Here is a 15,570-nt window from a genome sequence, read left to right on the forward strand (position 1 = left end):
TCGCGTCCGCCCGCAGGCGGACAGGGCGGGCGTTCAATAGCTGCCGCGCGAGAGGCAGACCGCGGGAACGGTCAAGCCGATGATCTTGATGTCGGTCATCAGCGACCAGTTCTGGACGTAGTGCGAATCCAGGGCGACCCGGGATTCGTAGGAGACGTCGTTGCGGCCGCTGACCTGCCAGAGACCCGTCAGGCCGGGACGGCTGCGCAGGTAGTACTGGGCGGCGGCGTCGTAGAGTTCGAGCTCGTCCTCGACGACCGGGCGCGGCCCGACCACGCTCATTTCGCCGCGGACGATATTGATGAGCTGCGGCAGCTCGTCGAGGCTGAGCTTGCGCAACACCCCGCCCACCGTGGTCACCCGCGGGTCGTTCTGCAGCTTGCGGGCGGCGCGCCATTCTTCGTAGGCGGACGGGTTGTTCTCCAGGTATTCCTTGAGAATCCGGTCGCCGTCTTCGCGCATGGTGCGGAATTTCAGGCAGCGAAACGGCCGGCCGCCATGGCCGACGCGGCTATGTCCGTAGAAGATCCGGCCCCCGTCGGAGAATTTCACCAGCGCCATCAGCATCAGGAAGATGGGACTGAGGAACAGGAGGGCCGACAAGGCCATGAAGATATCGAATCCACGTTTTGGGATTCCGCCGACCGGCGACATTGCGGCGGTATGCGTATGGAGAAACGGCGAACTGGCCGATCGAGTCGCGGACTTCATAGAGGTAACTCCATTTACGTTTTGCGATTGGTCGGGTCCCTCGGGACGCAATGCCCTATCCAAGGTTGACTGTGTGGTGACAATTTGTCCGATCCGCCCAAACTTTAAGGCAAGGCCTGAACGCGGTTCCGCCGGCCCTTGATCGGCCTCGCGATCATAGTTCAGGTGCAGTTCGCCCCGCGCATTTCCTGATCTTTGCCAAGTGACGATGCCGGCGATGCGACGAACCGGACTTGCCGGCTCACGCCATTTTACTGGAACCGAGCCAAGACAGCCTGCCACCTATACACAAATCTTCTTGGCACAGGCGGCTGGCCGTTGCCCGATCCACGGAAATACACGCGCCTGCGGAAACCTTTTGCGTTGCAACATTATATTGCGCCGCACATTTTGCGTTGCGAATATTCTAAAATTGTAACAATAAGTGATCGATCCCGCCCCCTCATCCGGCCCCATCCCATGGATGGCAATCCTGACGCGAACAGAACGCGGCAAAACCACCCTCGATCGACCTGATTCGCCCAACTTGACCCGCGAGGGACCGGCACCATGCGATGCAGCGGGCCTCATGACGGTCCTTCAAGACGCGCTAACGGATACGAAAGGCTCTGCTGTCATAACCGGAAGCGCAGGGCTTGCGATGAACTTAAGGCGTTGAAGTTAGCCTCGCCGACCAATATACCTATGCAAATGCCTTGGAGGAGAAGGCGAACCGCCATGAAAAAGAACAGCGGATGTGGGGTCGCATGATGTATGCACCTCGGGTCTTTGCCAGCATGCTGGGCGCATTGATCGTCTTTGCGATCGTGACCTATGTCCTGACCGGTTCGATCGGCACGACGCTATGGCAGACCGCCGTCGCCGCCGTTCTGCTCCAGGTTGGCTATTTCGTCGGCGTGCTGATCCTGGTAAGCCGCTCCGCGCGCCAGAAAAGCCAGGGCGCCTCTGCCGGCGAGACCGTCAAACCCGACCAGAACGCCGCCAAGTCCGGTGCCGTTCCCGTCTCGCGTCTGAACGCTCCCGAACATCCCAACCTCTAGCACCGGGTACCCGCAGCGACGCAAATCGTCGCGCCTGCCCCGTTTGCGTCACGATCGACCTCCATGCTGGCCTGATCCACCGACCCCCCACGGGCCGGGAACTGATTTCCCGGCCGGACAAAGGAGTGAGGCGTGACCAACCCCACATCGATCTGCGTCATCATTGCCGCCAAGGACGCGTCCGCCACGATCGTACGCTCCGTAACCTCGGCCCTGGCCGAGCCGGAGGTCGCCGAAGTGATCGTCATCGACGACGGATCGACCGACGCCACGGGCTCCGCGGCCCTGGGCGCGGACGACGGCAGCGGACGGCTGCAGATCGTGCGCTTCGATGACAATCGTGGCCCGGCAGCGGCGCGCAACCATGCAATCACCCTGTCATCCTCCCCGCTGATTGCCGTGCTCGACGCCGACGATTTCTTCCTGCCGGGACGTTTTCGCAACCTGCTTGGCCTTCCCGACTGGGACTTCGCTGCCGACAACATCGTCTTCGTTGACGAGCGCCATGCGGACATGACCCGTCTCGACGTGGCGGCGTTTCAGCCCACCTCCGGACTGATCGATCTCGAACATTTCATCGCGGGAAACATCTCCAGGCGCGGCAAGAGCCGGGGCGAGACGGGATTCCTGAAGCCGGTGATGCGGCGGGACTTCCTTAAGGCGAACGGCCTGAGCTACCGGGAGGAGCTGAGGCTGGGCGAGGACTATGACCTCTATGTCCGGGCGCTGGCCAAGGGCGCCCGCTACCGGGTCAGCCATGCCTGCGGCTATGGCGCCGTGGTCCGGCAGAATTCGCTGAGCGGCCAGCATCGCACCGAGGACCTGAAACGGCTCTACGAGGCCGACCGCGCCATCCTGCAGGCGGGCGACCTCGCACCCGGGGCGGCACGGCTGATCCGCCGGCATGAACGCCACATTCGCGGCCGCTACGAGCTTCGCCATTTCCTCGACCTGAAGAACGGCCAGGGGCCGGGCGCGGCCCTGCGCTACGCGCTCTCGCATCCGGTGGCGCTGCCCGCCATTGCCGGCGGCATCCTCGCCGACAAGACCGAGCGTTTCCGACGTGCGTCTCCGCAAGTTCCGACCCGCCCCGGCGGCGTGCCGGCGCTCCGCTACCTGCTGCCCGCGACACCGGTTCCGGTTCAGAAATAGTCCCGGCGAACGCCGTCCATCACCGCCAGCAGGCGCGCCTTGCGCTCGGCCAGCACCGCGCCGGCGCTGAGCTGCGGCTCCGCGCGGCTCGCCTGCCAGAGCGCGAAGGTCGAGGGCATGGCGAGCGCCTGCTTGGCGGCGACGCGCAGCTTCGTCTGACGCGGTTCGCGGGTCGCAACCAGCATTCCACCGTCGATCACCCGGCTGTTCGGATCGGCCGCGACCTCCGCCCCTTCATCCTTGAAATCGACGCCCCAGAACCGCGCGCCCTTGATCATCGCCTCCGCACGGGTCGAGACCGGCACCTTGCGCGGCGCATAGGAAACGCCGACCGTTCTCGCCCAGTCGTTCCACTTGAAGCTGTTGATGCTCTGCGAGGTCGTGACCGCGACCCATGGCACGCGGAAGGCATCGGCGAGGATCGCGCCGTGCATGGATTCCGCGACGATCGTCTCCGACTGGGCGATCGCCCGGATGACGTCCTTCGCCTCCCCGCGTGGATCGATATAGTGCAGGCCGACCGTCTCGCAGATCGCCGGCCAGATTCCAGCGATCGCCGTTTCCCAATGCGGAACGAAGCTCTTGCGGTGGGTCTTCGGCAGATCCTTGAACTCGGGCATGTCGGCGACCATCACCGCCGGATCAACGATGCCCATGTCCGCGGAAAGTCCCGCCCGCTCGGCCGTCAGCGGCCCGCGCACGCAGCGCACATCCCATTGCGAACGGTCCGACATATCGGGCAGCGCGCCATAGCCGTAGCCGCTGCCGAGAACCAGCTTGTGGCCGTCCGCCGGAAGCAGCGCCGTGTTGAGCACGGTGCCGACGCCGACGAGAAGGGTCTCGGGATGGGTCTCGCGGAAGCCGGGAAGCAGGAAATCCCAGAGCCAGAGATTGAGGTCGTCGCCGAAATTGCCGTACTGCGATTCCCAGTAATACGGTTTCATGGCTTGCTCCTGGTTGCGGCCGCGACCGATCGATCGGACGGGCCTCGGCCATAGATGATTGCGAAAGGCTGCGGCGTCAGGCCTGGCGCGAGATTTTGCCGGCCGCCAGTCCGACCGCACTGCCCAGCAGGCGCGGATCGCGCCACAGCCAGCGCACCAGAAGCTCGACCTGCGGCAGCTTGCGCCGCTTGACCAGCCGCGCCTGACTCCACAGCGCCTGACGGCGCGCCGTCTGTTTGTAGCTGCGGATGGACGCCACTTCCTGCCCGCGCCCGTAGAAGCGCCCCTCCAGCGTATCGAGCGCCATCCAGGTGTTGAACTGCTGCTTGAGGAACTGCGGCGAGTCGCTGTCGATGCCGTGGAAGATGTTGACGCCCTCCCCGCGCTCGGCGCCCGGCACATCGCACAGGATGACCCTATCGGCCGCCAGCACGCAGTCGCAGAAGAACAGCACGTCTTCCGCCGCGAGCCTGAGCTCCGCCTCGAACCGGATCGACCGGAACAACCGCCGGCCGATCACCATGCAGGAGAGGTGCAGGAAGCTCCAGTTCTTCAGCATCACACTGGTCATTTCCGGCAGTTCGACGATCAGCGGATCGTCCTGCAGCCGGATGACCTGTTCGGTCTTCTCCAGCTCGGCAATGCCGAAATGATAGTAGAATGCCTCGCCGCCGCTGATGGATGCCCAGTAGCAGTCCGCACCGAAGCGCGTCATGCCGAGATAGGCGTTGGCGAGGTGGTCGGTTGTCCAGACATCGTCGGAATCGAGAAAGGCGACGAATTCGGTTTGCGGCTTCACGGCGTCGAGCCCGGTATTGCGCGCGCCGCCCGGACCGGCATTCGGCTGGCGGATCACCGTGATGCGTTCGGCCTGGTGCTCGGGCAGCAGCGCAAGCTCCTCGTCGATCGGATAGGGTGACTGATCGTCGACGACGATCACGTCGAAATCGGAGAAGGTCTGGGCAAAGACGGAGGTCAATGCGCGCCCGAGGATACCCGGCTCCTTCTGGTAATACGGAATGATAACTGTCAGCTTCGCCATCTTTTCGCCCCTGCGGTTTATCTAAAAGAGGTTACGCGGTCTCCGCCCATCTGGTTGCCGCCCTTGCAAGGCGCGTTGTTTTTATTGCCCTTTCCCCTCCACAATCGTCAGGATGTCGCCATGCCGCCAGCAGTGAACGCGAAGTCGGTGACCCGAAACGTCGGCTGGAGCGTCCTATCCAAGACAGGGACATTCGGGCTTAAATTTGTCACCGTGCCGATTTTGGCCCGCATCCTCTCGCCTGAGGAATTCGGCGCAGTGGCCGTCGCGTTGGCTCTCGTGCAGTTTCTGGCGATGATCGGCGGGGCCGGTTTTGCCTCCGGTCTGGTCATCCAGCCGGAAGAGGACATGGAGACCATCCACTCGGTTTTCTGGACCAATCTGGCGATTTCGACGGCCATGACCCTCGGCGTGTTTTTGGGTGCGGATCATCTGGCAGCCCTGTTCGGCGCGCCCGAAGCCGGCGATCTGCTGCGGATCATGAGCCTGCTGATCCCGCTCCAACTGACCGGCGACGTGGCCTATGCGCTGCTGGCCCGGCGCATGCAGTTTTCCCGCGACGCGCTGTGGAGCATGATCTCGGAATCGGCCGGGGCGCTGATCGCGGTCGCCTTGGCCCTTCTCGGCTTTGGCGTCTGGGCGCTCATCGCCCAGCTTTTTTCCTCGGCGCTCATTCGACTGGCCGGGCTCTACGCGGTGTCGCGCTACAGCCCACGCTTCGTCTTTCGCCCACGCCTGGTGCTGTCGCTCGGGCGCTTCAGTATGGGCATGATGGGCTCGGAGATCGCCAATTTCATCACCTTCCAGTCCCCCATGGTGGTGATCTCCCGCTATCTCGGCCTCTCCGACGCCGGCGCCTATTCGGCGGCGAACCGCTTTTCCAGCATCCCCAACCAGGTGGTCCTGTCCGCCGTCATGGGCGTGCTCTTCCCCGCCTTCAGCAGCATGATGCATGATCGCCAGCGCCGCCTGCAGGCACTGACGCTCAGCACTCAGGTCACGACCGTGCTGCTGGCGCCGATGATGTTCGGGCTGTGGGCGCTGGCCGAACCCGGGATGCGCGTTCTCTTCGGCCAGCAATGGGCCCATGCCTGGCCGGTGCTGGCCCTGCTGTCACTGTCGAAGGGGATACTCACCCCCTGCAGCACCTACATCCCCTATCTGAAGGGCATTGGCCGTGGCGGCATACTGTTCGCCTGGGCCCTGTTTCGCGCCGTCGCCACGACGGGCGCCGTGGCCTATGCGGCCATGCATGGCGGCCTGACCGACGCGATGATCGCCCTTTGCCTCGTCAATGCCGTCGTCCTGGTCGGCTATTCCTGGGTGGTCCATCAGGCGGACCGCGCCCCGCTCACCGCCTTCCTCCTCACCGCCCGCCCCATGGTCTCCGCGATCGCCATGGCGCTTGTCGTGCGCTATCTGCTCGATGCCTACGGGCATCTCCTTCCCAATCCCGCTCTCCAGCTGGTCGCCGGCATCGGCATCGGCGGTGTCATCTACGGTGCATTGACCCTGTTGTTCGAACGCCGGCTGCTGCAGACACTGAAGGATCTGGTGCGCAAGCGGACCCCCGCCCCGATCCTGGCGGGAGAATCGTGACGATCGGTCGTCGCCAATAAATCCCGAAACGGCCGGAAAAACCGCCTCATTTCGACCACAATGCGCCTCCCAGAGCATGTAGTTCGCGCTCTCGGCTACTTTTACGAGAAAAAAACTGCAGAAAAATCGGGTGCCGCCTGCAGTCGTGAATTGACGCATCGCAATTTTTCATAAGGCACCGGAAGCGTGGCGCTTTTCGCTCGCCGCCGGCACGGATCGAGCCGGACCACAGCCCGCATTCCCGCAGCCCATTTGCTGCGGCGCAGCAGACCGCAGCCTGTTTTTCGCTGCGGCGCCACATTTTACGCCCCTCCCGAACCTAGCCTAAGGGTGCGGGCTGAAGTCTGCTCTGGTTTGAACGGCCGCGATTTGTCGCGTCCACAATAGGAGTGACTGACATCGTGAACGTGGACGCGAACGTATCATCGCGGATCAACCTGATGCGCATTCTGCTCATCGCCGGGATCGTGTTTGTACACATCCCCTACGATCCGCCAAGAAGCCCCTATCTCGGCGCCTATGGCGTCGTGGACTGGATCCGGGTCTATCTCGGCGACAGCCTGTTTCGCATCGGCGTGCCGTGCCTCAGCGCCATTTCCGGCTACCTGCTCTTCCACCGGGGTCTCTCGGGTTTCGACTATCCCAAGGTGATGCGCACGAAGGCGAAGACCGTGCTGCTGCCCTTCCTGCTGTGGAACTCGACCTTCCTGCTGGCGGTCCTGATCGCGCAGAAGCTCGACATGGGCCAGGGCTATCTGCCTGACGCGGCCGGCGCCACGCCGCGCGAGCTGGTAAGTCACGCTCTGGCGCTCGAGGCATGGCCGATCAACTTGCCGCTCTATTTCCTGCGCGACCTTTTGCTGTGCCTCGTCCTGTCGCCGCTGATCGGGCATCTGGTGATGCGCTACCCGCGCGCCACGCTGCTGCTTTTCCTCGCCTATGCGGTCCTGCCCGTTCCGAACGGCATATTCCTGAAGAAATCCATCCTCTTCGGCTTCAGCGTCGGCGTCTATGCCGCACTGCATCAGGTCGACGTGAAGCGCCTCGACGCCCATGCCCGACCGGTCGTCCTGGCGGTCGCACTGGTGTCGCTCCTGCTTGCCGCCGGCCTCTATGCCACCGGCCCACAATATCCGCAGTGGATGGACGTGCTGCGGGGGATCGTCGCGATATCGGGCATCTTCGGCGCCTGGGCTCTCTCAAGCCTTTTGATCCGCACGCGTTTGGGCGCCAGGCTTGGCGCCGGCAGCGGCCTCAGCTTCTGGATCTTCTGTGCCCACTATCCGCTGCTGATCGTCCTGTGGATGGCCTGGAACCGCGCCGGCGCCTGGCACTACCCCCTCTTCTACTTCGTGGCCCCGGTCCTGACGATCGCCGCACTCGTGGTTTCGCATGGCCTCATGAAGCTCTTGGCGCCCGGCCTGCTCGCCCTCCTCACCGGCGATCGCATCGGTTCCGCCCGCAGGCGGCCGCTGGGCACCGGCGCCGGGACGTCTCCCGAATTTTCCTCCCATAAAAGGTGACCGCCCATGAATGCGCGCCCCATGATACGAACCCAGCGTCTGCTCCTTTTGACCGGCCTTGCCCTCGCCCTCGGTACATCCGCCAGCGCCCAGGAAGGCGTGACCGGCAAGTCCTTCGTCGAGAGTTTCGACAAGCTCGACACCGCTGTGTGGTACATTTCGGACGGCTGGAACAACGGGCCGCACCAGAACTGCACCTGGTCGAAGACCCAAGTCGGTGTTGCCAACGGCGCGCTCGAGCTCACCTTCGACAAGCGGCAGATGGGCGAACGCGACTATGTCTGCGGGGAGATCCAGACCCGCAGCCGCTTCGGCTACGGCACCTATGAGGTGCGGATGAAGAGCGCCGAGCCCCCGGGCCTGAACTCCGCCTTCTTCACCTATATCGGCCCGACCGACAAGAAGCCGCATGACGAGATCGACTTCGAGGTCCTGGGCAAGGATATCTCCAAAGTCCAGCTCAACCAGTATATCGCCGGCAAGGGCGGCAACGAAGCGCTCGCCGATGTGCCGGGCGGGGCCGGTGCGGCCTTCAACGACTTCGCCTTCGTCTGGGAAAAGAACCGGCTGCGCTATTTCGTCAATGGCCAGATGGTCCACGAGGTGACCGACCCGGCCAAGATCCCGACCAACGCCCAGAAGATCTTCCTGAGCCTCTGGGGCACCGACACCCTCAAGGACTGGATGGGCGCCTTCTCCTACGCCTCTCCGTCGAAAATGCAGGTCGAACGCCTCGCTTTCACCGCCTCCGGCGACGCCTGCCAGTTCGAGCAGTCGCTGGTCTGCAAGCTGAAATGACGTCGCCTTCCGCCCCCCGAGAACGGATGTCCCTATGCTGAAGATACTGTATCTGGTCCACGACCTCGCCGATCCCGCCGTCCGTCGCCGCGTGCTGATGCTCCAGGCCGGCGGCGCTGAGGTGACGCTCGCCGGTTTTCGCCGTGGCGACAACGCCTTGGCAGTCATCGAGGGCGTGGCGCCGATCGAGCTCGGCGTGACGGCCGACGGGCGCTTCGCCCAGCGCATCGGCGCGGTCTCGAAGGCATGCCTGGCGATCGGCGCCAGGCTCCGCGGCGTGGCAAGGCCGGATGTCATCGTGGCGCGCAACCTCGAAATGCTGGCCCTCGCCAATCGGGCCACGTCTGTCCTCGGCGGTGACGTGCCGATCGCCTATGAGTGCCTGGACATCCATCGCCTGCTGCTGCGCGACGACATCGTCGGCAAGGCGCTGCGCGGGGCCGAAGCGAGGCTCGGCCGCAAGGCGGGGCTGCTGATCACCAGCTCTCCCGCCTTCATCGAACACTATTTCCGCCCGCTCTCGGGCCTCGACCTGCCGTCCCTGCTGCTGCAGAACCAGGTTCTCGACCTCGACGATGACGACGGGACCGAGGCGGCCGCGACGGCCCCACCGGCACCGGCACAGCCCTGGCGCATCGGCTGGTTCGGCGCGCTCCGCTGCGCCAAATCGCTCGACCTGCTGAAGGCGTTCTCCCATGCCATGGCCGGCCGCGCCGAGATCGTGCTGCGCGGGCGGCCCGCCTATTCGGAGTTCGACGATTTCGACGGTCTCGTGCGCAACGAGCCCTTCATGTCCTTCCACGGCTCCTACCGCAACCCGGAGGATCTGGCCCGCATCTATTCCGGCGTCCATTTTTCCTGGGCGATCGACTTCTTCGAAGAAGGCCAGAATTCGTCCTGGCTGCTGCCGAACCGGCTCTACGAAAGCTGCCGCCACGGCACGGTCCCGATCGCCCTCGCGGGTACCGAGACCGCCCGCTTCCTCAAGGAGCGGGGCCTCGGCGTCATCCTGCCCAATGCCGCGCCGGAACGGCTGACCGAACTGTTCGAGACCATGACCGACCGGACCTACCGCGAGGCTTCCGAGCGTATCCGCATGCTCGGACCGGGGCCATGGACCTTCAACCGTGCCGATTGCCAGCGGCTGGTGAAGCGCCTGTCGACGCTGGCCGCCGGCCAGCCGGCGGTGCGTTCCGCCCGTCCGCTTGCCCAGCCTCTTGCCGCCAAGGAGACCTCCCATGACGAATGAAAGACGCGAGTCCGTCCGATGCCTGATCGTCATTCCCTGCCTCAACGAGGCGACGCACATCGAGGCGGTGATTGCCAATCTTGAAGGGGCGCTTTCCGACCTGGACGCGCGGATCGTGGTGTCCGACGGGGGCAGCACCGACGGCACGCGCGCCATTGTCAAACGGATCGCAGGCGAGAACCCGAAGGTTGCGCTCCTCGACAATCCGAAGCGGATCCAGAGCGCCGCCGTCAATCTGGCCGTCGCCACCCATGGCGGCAATTGCGAATACCTGATCCGCATCGACGCCCATGGCGACTATCCGCTCGACTACTGCCAGAACCTGGTGGACGAGGCGCTCGAAACCGGAGCCGATTCCGTCGTGGTCGGAATGCAGACGGTCGGCTTCGGCCCGTTCCAGAAGGCGACCGCGCTCGCGCAGAACTCGAAACTCGGCAATGGCGGATCGCGACACCGCATCGGTGCGGCCAGCCACTGGACGGACCACGGCCATCACGCCCTGATGCGCATCGCCGCCTTCAGCCAGATGGGCGGCTATGACGAGAGCTTCCAGCACAACGAAGATGCCGAACTGGACTATCGGCTGGTCAAGGCCGGTCATCGCATCTGGATGACCGACAAGACCAGCATGGTCTACTATCCGCGCGCCAGCGTGAAGCCGCTGTTTCGTCAGTATTTCGGCTATGGGCGCGGTCGGGCGCGCAACTTCCTCAAGCATCGTGCCCTGCCCAGCCTGCGCCAGATGATCCCGCTTGCGGTCGCCCCTGTGACGGTCGGCACGCTGCTTGCGATCCTCAACTGGGCGGCGGCGATCCCCTTTGTCGTATGGGCCGGGGCCTGCATCGGCTATGGCGTGTGGCTCGCGGTGAAGCAGCGCAACCCACACGGGCCGCTCGCCGCCGTTTCGGCCATGGTGATGCACTTCGCCTGGTCAGCCGGTTTCTGGCGTGAAGTGCTTGCCAGGGACTGGCGGGACCCCATCTCAGTGCCGCGCCGGGAGCCTTCGCTATGAGCGCGCGCCTCAGCCTCCCCTCAACCCGCATCGACATCGGTGTCTGCACCTTCCGTCGCCCGGAACTGGAACAGACATTGCGCTCGCTCGCCGGCCTTGCCCTGCCGGACGGGGTTTCGGTCCGCGTCATCGTCGCCGACAACGACGCGTCGCCTTCGGCCCGTCCCCTGGTCGACCGCTTGCGCCCGTCCCTGCCCTTCGACCTTCTCTATGTCCACTGCCCAGTCGCCAACATATCGATCGCCCGCAATGCCTGCCTTCAGAACAGCGACGGCGATTTCCTCGCCTTCATCGACGACGACGAAGTGGCCTCCACCGAGTGGCTGCTGCTGTTGCACATGATCGCCGAGGCAACAGGCGCGGATGCTGTGTTGGGGCCGGTCAGGGCACGCTACGGAGCGGGTGCGCCGGGCTGGATGCGCCACGGCGATTTTCATTCGACGGCACCGGTCTGGGTCGGGGACGAGATCCGCACCGGCTACACCTGCAATGTCCTGCTGCGCCGCGCCTCTCCGGCGGTCACGGGGCGCCGCTTCAACCTTGCGCTCGGCAAGAGCGGCGGCGAGGACACCGATTATTTCACCCACCTGCATCGGTCCGGCGGCAAGATCGCCTATGCTGCCGATGCCTTCGTCGAAGAACCGGTGCCGCCGGCACGCGCGCGGCTATCCTGGCTCGCCAGGCGGCGCTTTCGCATGGGGCAGACGCATGGCCGGCTGCTGGCCGGGCCAGCGCCCATGGCGAAGCGGCCGGCACAGCTGGCTCTTGCAGCGATGAAGGCGGGTTTTTGTCTCCTGGCAGGCCTGGCCTGTGCGCCCTTCGCCATCCAGCGCAACCGCTACGGGCTTCGCGCCGCCCTGCACATCGGCGTCGTCAGCGGCCTGATCGGTGTACGCGAAATCCGTCAATACGGCGAGCTGGGGGCCACCTCACCATGATGCAGCCGACCCCCGACGTCAGTATCGTCATCGCCGCCTTCAACGCCGCGGACACGATCGGCCGCGCAGTGGCCGGCGCCCTGGCGCAGCAAGGTGTCGTGCTGGAGCTGATCGTCGCCGACGATTGCTCCACCGACGCCACGCGCGAGGTCGTCGCCGCGATCGCCGATCCGCGCCTACGGCTCGTCGCCCTGCCACAAAACCGCGGCCCGGGCGGCGCGCGGAATGCCGGTATCGACGCCGCACGCGGGCGCTGGATCGCCGTGCTCGATGCCGACGACACGCTGCATCCGGATCGCCTGAAGCGCATGATCGCAAAGGCCGAAGCCGAAGGCGCCCAGATCGTCGTCGACAATCTCGCGATCGTGTCGGCCGACGGCAGTACGCAGATCATGTTCGACGCACACGAACTCGCAGCCCGCCCGGAACTCATGCTGCCCGCCTTCATCGAATCCAACATGCTTTTCCGCTCGCAACACAATCTCGGCTACATGAAACCGGTCTTCGAGCGGCAGTTCCTGACGGAGCACGACCTGCGCTTCGACGAGGGCCTGAGGATCGGCGAGGACTATCTGCTGCTGGCTTCCGCGCTGGCGGCGGGCGCGAAATGCGTGGTCGATCCGACGGTCGGCTATCTCTACCACATCACCGAGGGATCGATTTCTCGCGTGCTGAAGCTCGAACACGTCGAGGCGATGCTGACCGCCGATGCCGGATTCCTGCGGCGTTACCGGCTCGACGCCGCGGCGCTTGCCGCCCAGCGCCGCCGCCGCCGGAGCCTCACGCAGGCGCACTCCTTCCTGACGCTGATCGGGCACCTGAAGCGCCGGTCGCTGGCCGGCGCGCTTGCCACCGCCCTTCGCGACCCGGCCGCGCTCCGCCACCTTTCCATGCCGATCGCCGCCCGGCTGCGGCGCCTGAAGGAACGGCCCTCGACGGTCCGGCCTTCGGAATATTCAGCCGAGCGGACCGCCCCCGCGATGACCCCCCACACGAACAAAGAACGCTCGACGGCCCCCGATCGCCTCGCCCGGGCCCCCTTTGGAAACGGAACGCGTCCATGAACCACAGAGCCCTGCCCCTGAACGGCGTCTTGCGTCCGGAAAAGGACGATGGCGATTCCTTCATCGACCTCGACCGCCTCTTCGCCTCGGTCCTCCGGCGCGCAATGACCATCGGCCTTGCGACCGCTCTCTTCGTGATGCTCGGCGTTGCCTATCTCGTCTTCACGACCCCGGTCTACACCTCGATGACGCAGATCCTGCTCGACGAGAACCTTGCGCGCTACGCCGAGGAGGAGCTCGCCTCGCCGCAGAGCAAGCAGCAGGCCGACACCCAGATTTCGAGCGCCGTCGAGATCCTGAAATCGAACAAGATGGCCCTGAGGGTCGTCGACGAGGCGGGGCTCGCCGACAATGATACGATCCTCAACCCGCCGAAATCGCTCGTCTCGACCGCCAAGTCCTGGCTGCGCGGCACGCTCAGCCTCTTCGCCGATGCGGTCTCAGACGAGGCCGTGCTCGAAGGCCAACGGCAAAAGGCGGCCGCGATGCTGCAGCAGGGCATCGCCGTGGAGCGGGTCGGGCGAAGCGCCGTCGTGGCGCTGTCCTATCGCTCGCCGGATCCGCAGCTGGCCGCCAAGGTCGCCGACGCCTATGCCGATGCCTATCTCGCCGACCAGCTGAACGCCAATTTCGATGCGGCGGAGCGGGCGTCCGTCTGGCTGCAGGAACGCCTGGACGATCTGAGACAGCGCGCCCAGGCCGCCTCGCTCGAGGCAGAGCGCTACAAGACCGAGAACGGCCTGACCTCGACGCGCGGCGAACTGATGACGGAACAGCAGCTCACCGACCTCAACAGCCAGCTGATCATCGCCCAGGCGGACGTGGCCAAGGCCTCGGCCCGCTTTGACCAGTTCAAGTCGATCGTCGACCAGGGCCCCGACAATGCGGTCAAGAATGCGATGATCGGTGCCGGCGGCAGCGAGAATTCGGTCATCCAGCAGCTGCGCGGCCGCTATCTGGCGATCGAGCAACGCGAGCGCGAGGTGACCGAAAGCTTCGGCGCCGATCACCCGCAGGCGGTCGCCCTGAAGGGCGAAAAGGGCGAGATCTCCCAGCAGATCTTCCAGGAACTGCAGCGGCTGACCGACAGCTATCGCAACGAATACGAAGTGACGCGGTCGCGCGAAACGTCGCTGCGCGAAAGCATAGCGGGGGTCACCGGCAAGAATTCGCAGGCGACGAAATCGCTCGTCCACCTGCGCGAGCTGGAGCAGAAGGCGACCGCGCTCAAGACGCTCTACCAGTCCTATCTCGACCGCTACGAGCAGGCGAACCAGAAGCAGACCTTCCCGATTGCCCAGGCGCGCGTGATCTCGGATGCCGGTGTTCCCGTCTCGCCGTCCAGCCCGAAGAAGACCATGGTGCTGGCCCTCTCGGCCGTTCTCGGCCTGATGGCGGGCGGCGCGCTCGCCTTCGCGCAGGAAATGCAGGAGCGCTACTTCCGCCTCGGAAGCGAGGTTCGTTCTGTTCTCGGGCTGACCTCGCTCGGCTATCTCCCGCTTGTCGGCGCAACCGCCAATCGGCCGATCGACCGCGTCAACGGCTTCTTCCGGCGCGGAGGCAAACCTTCCGCCGAACCGCCGCCGGAACTGCCGCTGGAGCGGATGACACGGCTGGTGCTCGAAGCCCCGCGTTCGGCCTTTGCCGAAACCCTGCGCAACGTGAAGCTGGCAAGCGACATCGTCCTGCAGGGACGCCCGAGCCGCGTCATCGGCGTCGTCTCCTCGCTGCCGGGCGAAGGCAAGACCACGGTGGCCGCCAATTTCGCCATGCTGCTGGCCGCCAGCGGCAAGCGCACATTGTTGATCGACGCCGACCTTCGCAACCCGAGACTGAGCCGCATGCTGAAGCCCGCGCCCAAGGCCGGCCTGGTCGAGGCCGTGATCGGCGACGTCGCCTGGACGAGCCTCATTCGGGTCGACCCGCAGTCGAAGCTCGCCATCCTGCCGATCCAGCCCCGATCCCATGGCGAACAGCTGCCGCACACCAACGAACTGCTGGCTTCGCCCCGCATGGCTAGCCTGATGGAGAGCGCCCGGCAGCATTTCGACTACATCATCGTCGATCTCGCGCCGCTCGGCCCCGTGGTCGATGCCAAGGCGTTCTCGGCCCAGGTCGACGGCTTCGTCTTCGTCGTCGAATGGGGCAAGACGCCGACACGCCTCGTCTCCGACCTCCTGGACTCCGAACCGCTGATCACCTCGAAGATCCTCGGCGTGCTGCTCAACAAGACCGACATGACGCAGTTGCCGAGATACAGCGAGTTCGGCGGACAGGAGAAATTCCGCAGCCAGTACGAGGCCTACTACCAGTCGCCCATGCCAAAGGCCGCAAGACCGCGTCCTGCGGCGCCTCCGGCTGCAGAGGGACAAGGAGCCGCGGCGTCCTCTTCCCAGGCCTGAGCCGGCGAATGCCGTCTGCTCATCATCAACCGGCGGTGCGCAGCGCGGACCTCCGGAACGGACAGTCATGGAACATCAACAGCAAGGAATCCCATC

13 protein-coding genes are annotated in these 15,570 nt (G+C 65.0%); 10 read left to right on the forward strand and 3 right to left on the reverse strand.

Annotated elements, in window-relative coordinates; genetic code table 11:
* Nucleotides 1–33: 33 nt before the first annotated feature.
* The gene (locus AC07Y0_RS13635; RefSeq protein WP_498678096.1) at nucleotides 34–711 is read right to left on the reverse strand and encodes a sugar transferase; all 678 of its coding nucleotides are present in this window, start codon (nucleotides 709–711) and stop codon (nucleotides 34–36) included.
* Nucleotides 712–1,457: 746 nt separating this feature from the next.
* Between AC07Y0_RS13635 and AC07Y0_RS13640 the strand changes: the two genes are divergently transcribed.
* Together AC07Y0_RS13640 and AC07Y0_RS13645 are read left to right on the forward strand one after the other, a co-directional pair.
* The gene (locus AC07Y0_RS13640; RefSeq protein ID WP_498678098.1) at nucleotides 1,458–1,751 is read left to right on the forward strand and encodes an exopolysaccharide production repressor protein; all 294 of its coding nucleotides are present in this window, start codon (nucleotides 1,458–1,460) and stop codon (nucleotides 1,749–1,751) included.
* A 132-nt stretch (nucleotides 1,752–1,883) separates the two neighbouring features.
* Nucleotides 1,884–2,903 (forward strand): glycosyltransferase family 2 protein, encoded by a 1,020-nt coding sequence (locus AC07Y0_RS13645; protein ID WP_498678101.1) that lies wholly within the window; start codon nucleotides 1,884–1,886, stop codon nucleotides 2,901–2,903.
* On the opposite strand, the gene AC07Y0_RS13650 is transcribed toward AC07Y0_RS13645, so the two are convergent.
* Together AC07Y0_RS13650 and AC07Y0_RS13655 are read right to left on the reverse strand one after the other, a co-directional pair.
* Entirely contained in the window at nucleotides 2,894–3,847 is a 954-nt protein-coding gene (locus tag AC07Y0_RS13650) for a polysaccharide pyruvyl transferase family protein (protein WP_498678103.1), read from the reverse strand. The two genes, AC07Y0_RS13645 and AC07Y0_RS13650, sit on opposite strands and share 10 nt — an antisense overlap.
* Before the next feature lie 76 nt (nucleotides 3,848–3,923).
* Nucleotides 3,924–4,889, reverse strand: a complete 966-nt coding sequence (locus tag AC07Y0_RS13655) for a glycosyltransferase family 2 protein (RefSeq protein WP_498678105.1) — start codon at nucleotides 4,887–4,889, stop codon at nucleotides 3,924–3,926.
* Between the two features lie 120 nt (nucleotides 4,890–5,009).
* Here AC07Y0_RS13655 and AC07Y0_RS13660 point away from each other — a divergent pair, with 120 nt between their 5' ends.
* The 8 genes from AC07Y0_RS13660 to AC07Y0_RS13695 all read left to right on the forward strand — a co-directional run bounded on the left by AC07Y0_RS13660 (nucleotide 5,010) and on the right by AC07Y0_RS13695 (nucleotide 15,474).
* On the forward strand, nucleotides 5,010–6,488 hold the full coding sequence (locus AC07Y0_RS13660; RefSeq protein WP_498678106.1) for a lipopolysaccharide biosynthesis protein: 1,479 nt from the start codon (nucleotides 5,010–5,012) through the stop codon (nucleotides 6,486–6,488).
* 440 nt (nucleotides 6,489–6,928) lie between these two features.
* Complete coding sequence (locus tag AC07Y0_RS13665; RefSeq protein ID WP_498678107.1) at nucleotides 6,929–8,011, forward strand: acyltransferase family protein; 1,083 nt, start codon at nucleotides 6,929–6,931, stop codon at nucleotides 8,009–8,011.
* A gap of 6 nt (nucleotides 8,012–8,017) precedes the next feature.
* Nucleotides 8,018–8,809 (forward strand): endo-1,3-1,4-beta-glycanase ExoK, encoded by a 792-nt coding sequence (gene exoK / locus AC07Y0_RS13670; RefSeq protein ID WP_498678109.1) that lies wholly within the window; start codon nucleotides 8,018–8,020, stop codon nucleotides 8,807–8,809.
* Between the two features lie 34 nt (nucleotides 8,810–8,843).
* Nucleotides 8,844–10,058 carry a glycosyltransferase family protein gene (locus tag AC07Y0_RS13675; RefSeq protein ID WP_498678111.1) on the forward strand — a complete coding sequence of 405 codons (1,215 nt, stop codon included), beginning with the start codon at nucleotides 8,844–8,846 and terminating at the stop codon, nucleotides 10,056–10,058.
* Nucleotides 10,048–11,070, forward strand: a complete 1,023-nt coding sequence (locus tag AC07Y0_RS13680; RefSeq protein WP_498678114.1) for a glycosyltransferase family 2 protein — start codon at nucleotides 10,048–10,050, stop codon at nucleotides 11,068–11,070. The genes AC07Y0_RS13675 and AC07Y0_RS13680 overlap by 11 nt, the downstream gene beginning before the upstream one ends.
* Nucleotides 11,067–12,008: a glycosyltransferase family 2 protein gene (locus tag AC07Y0_RS13685; protein WP_498678115.1), complete on the forward strand. Its 942-nt coding sequence runs from the start codon at nucleotides 11,067–11,069 to the stop codon at nucleotides 12,006–12,008. Before AC07Y0_RS13680 ends, AC07Y0_RS13685 begins: the two co-directional genes overlap by 4 nt.
* Nucleotides 12,005–13,072 (forward strand): glycosyltransferase family 2 protein, encoded by a 1,068-nt coding sequence (locus AC07Y0_RS13690; RefSeq protein WP_498678116.1) that lies wholly within the window; start codon nucleotides 12,005–12,007, stop codon nucleotides 13,070–13,072. Before AC07Y0_RS13685 ends, AC07Y0_RS13690 begins: the two co-directional genes overlap by 4 nt.
* Nucleotides 13,069–15,474: a polysaccharide biosynthesis tyrosine autokinase gene (locus tag AC07Y0_RS13695; protein WP_498678118.1), complete on the forward strand. Its 2,406-nt coding sequence runs from the start codon at nucleotides 13,069–13,071 to the stop codon at nucleotides 15,472–15,474. Before AC07Y0_RS13690 ends, AC07Y0_RS13695 begins: the two co-directional genes overlap by 4 nt.
* The last annotated feature ends 96 nt before the right edge of the window (nucleotides 15,475–15,570 follow it).

This window comes from Allorhizobium sp. GW101-3B10, from assembly GCF_059424725.1.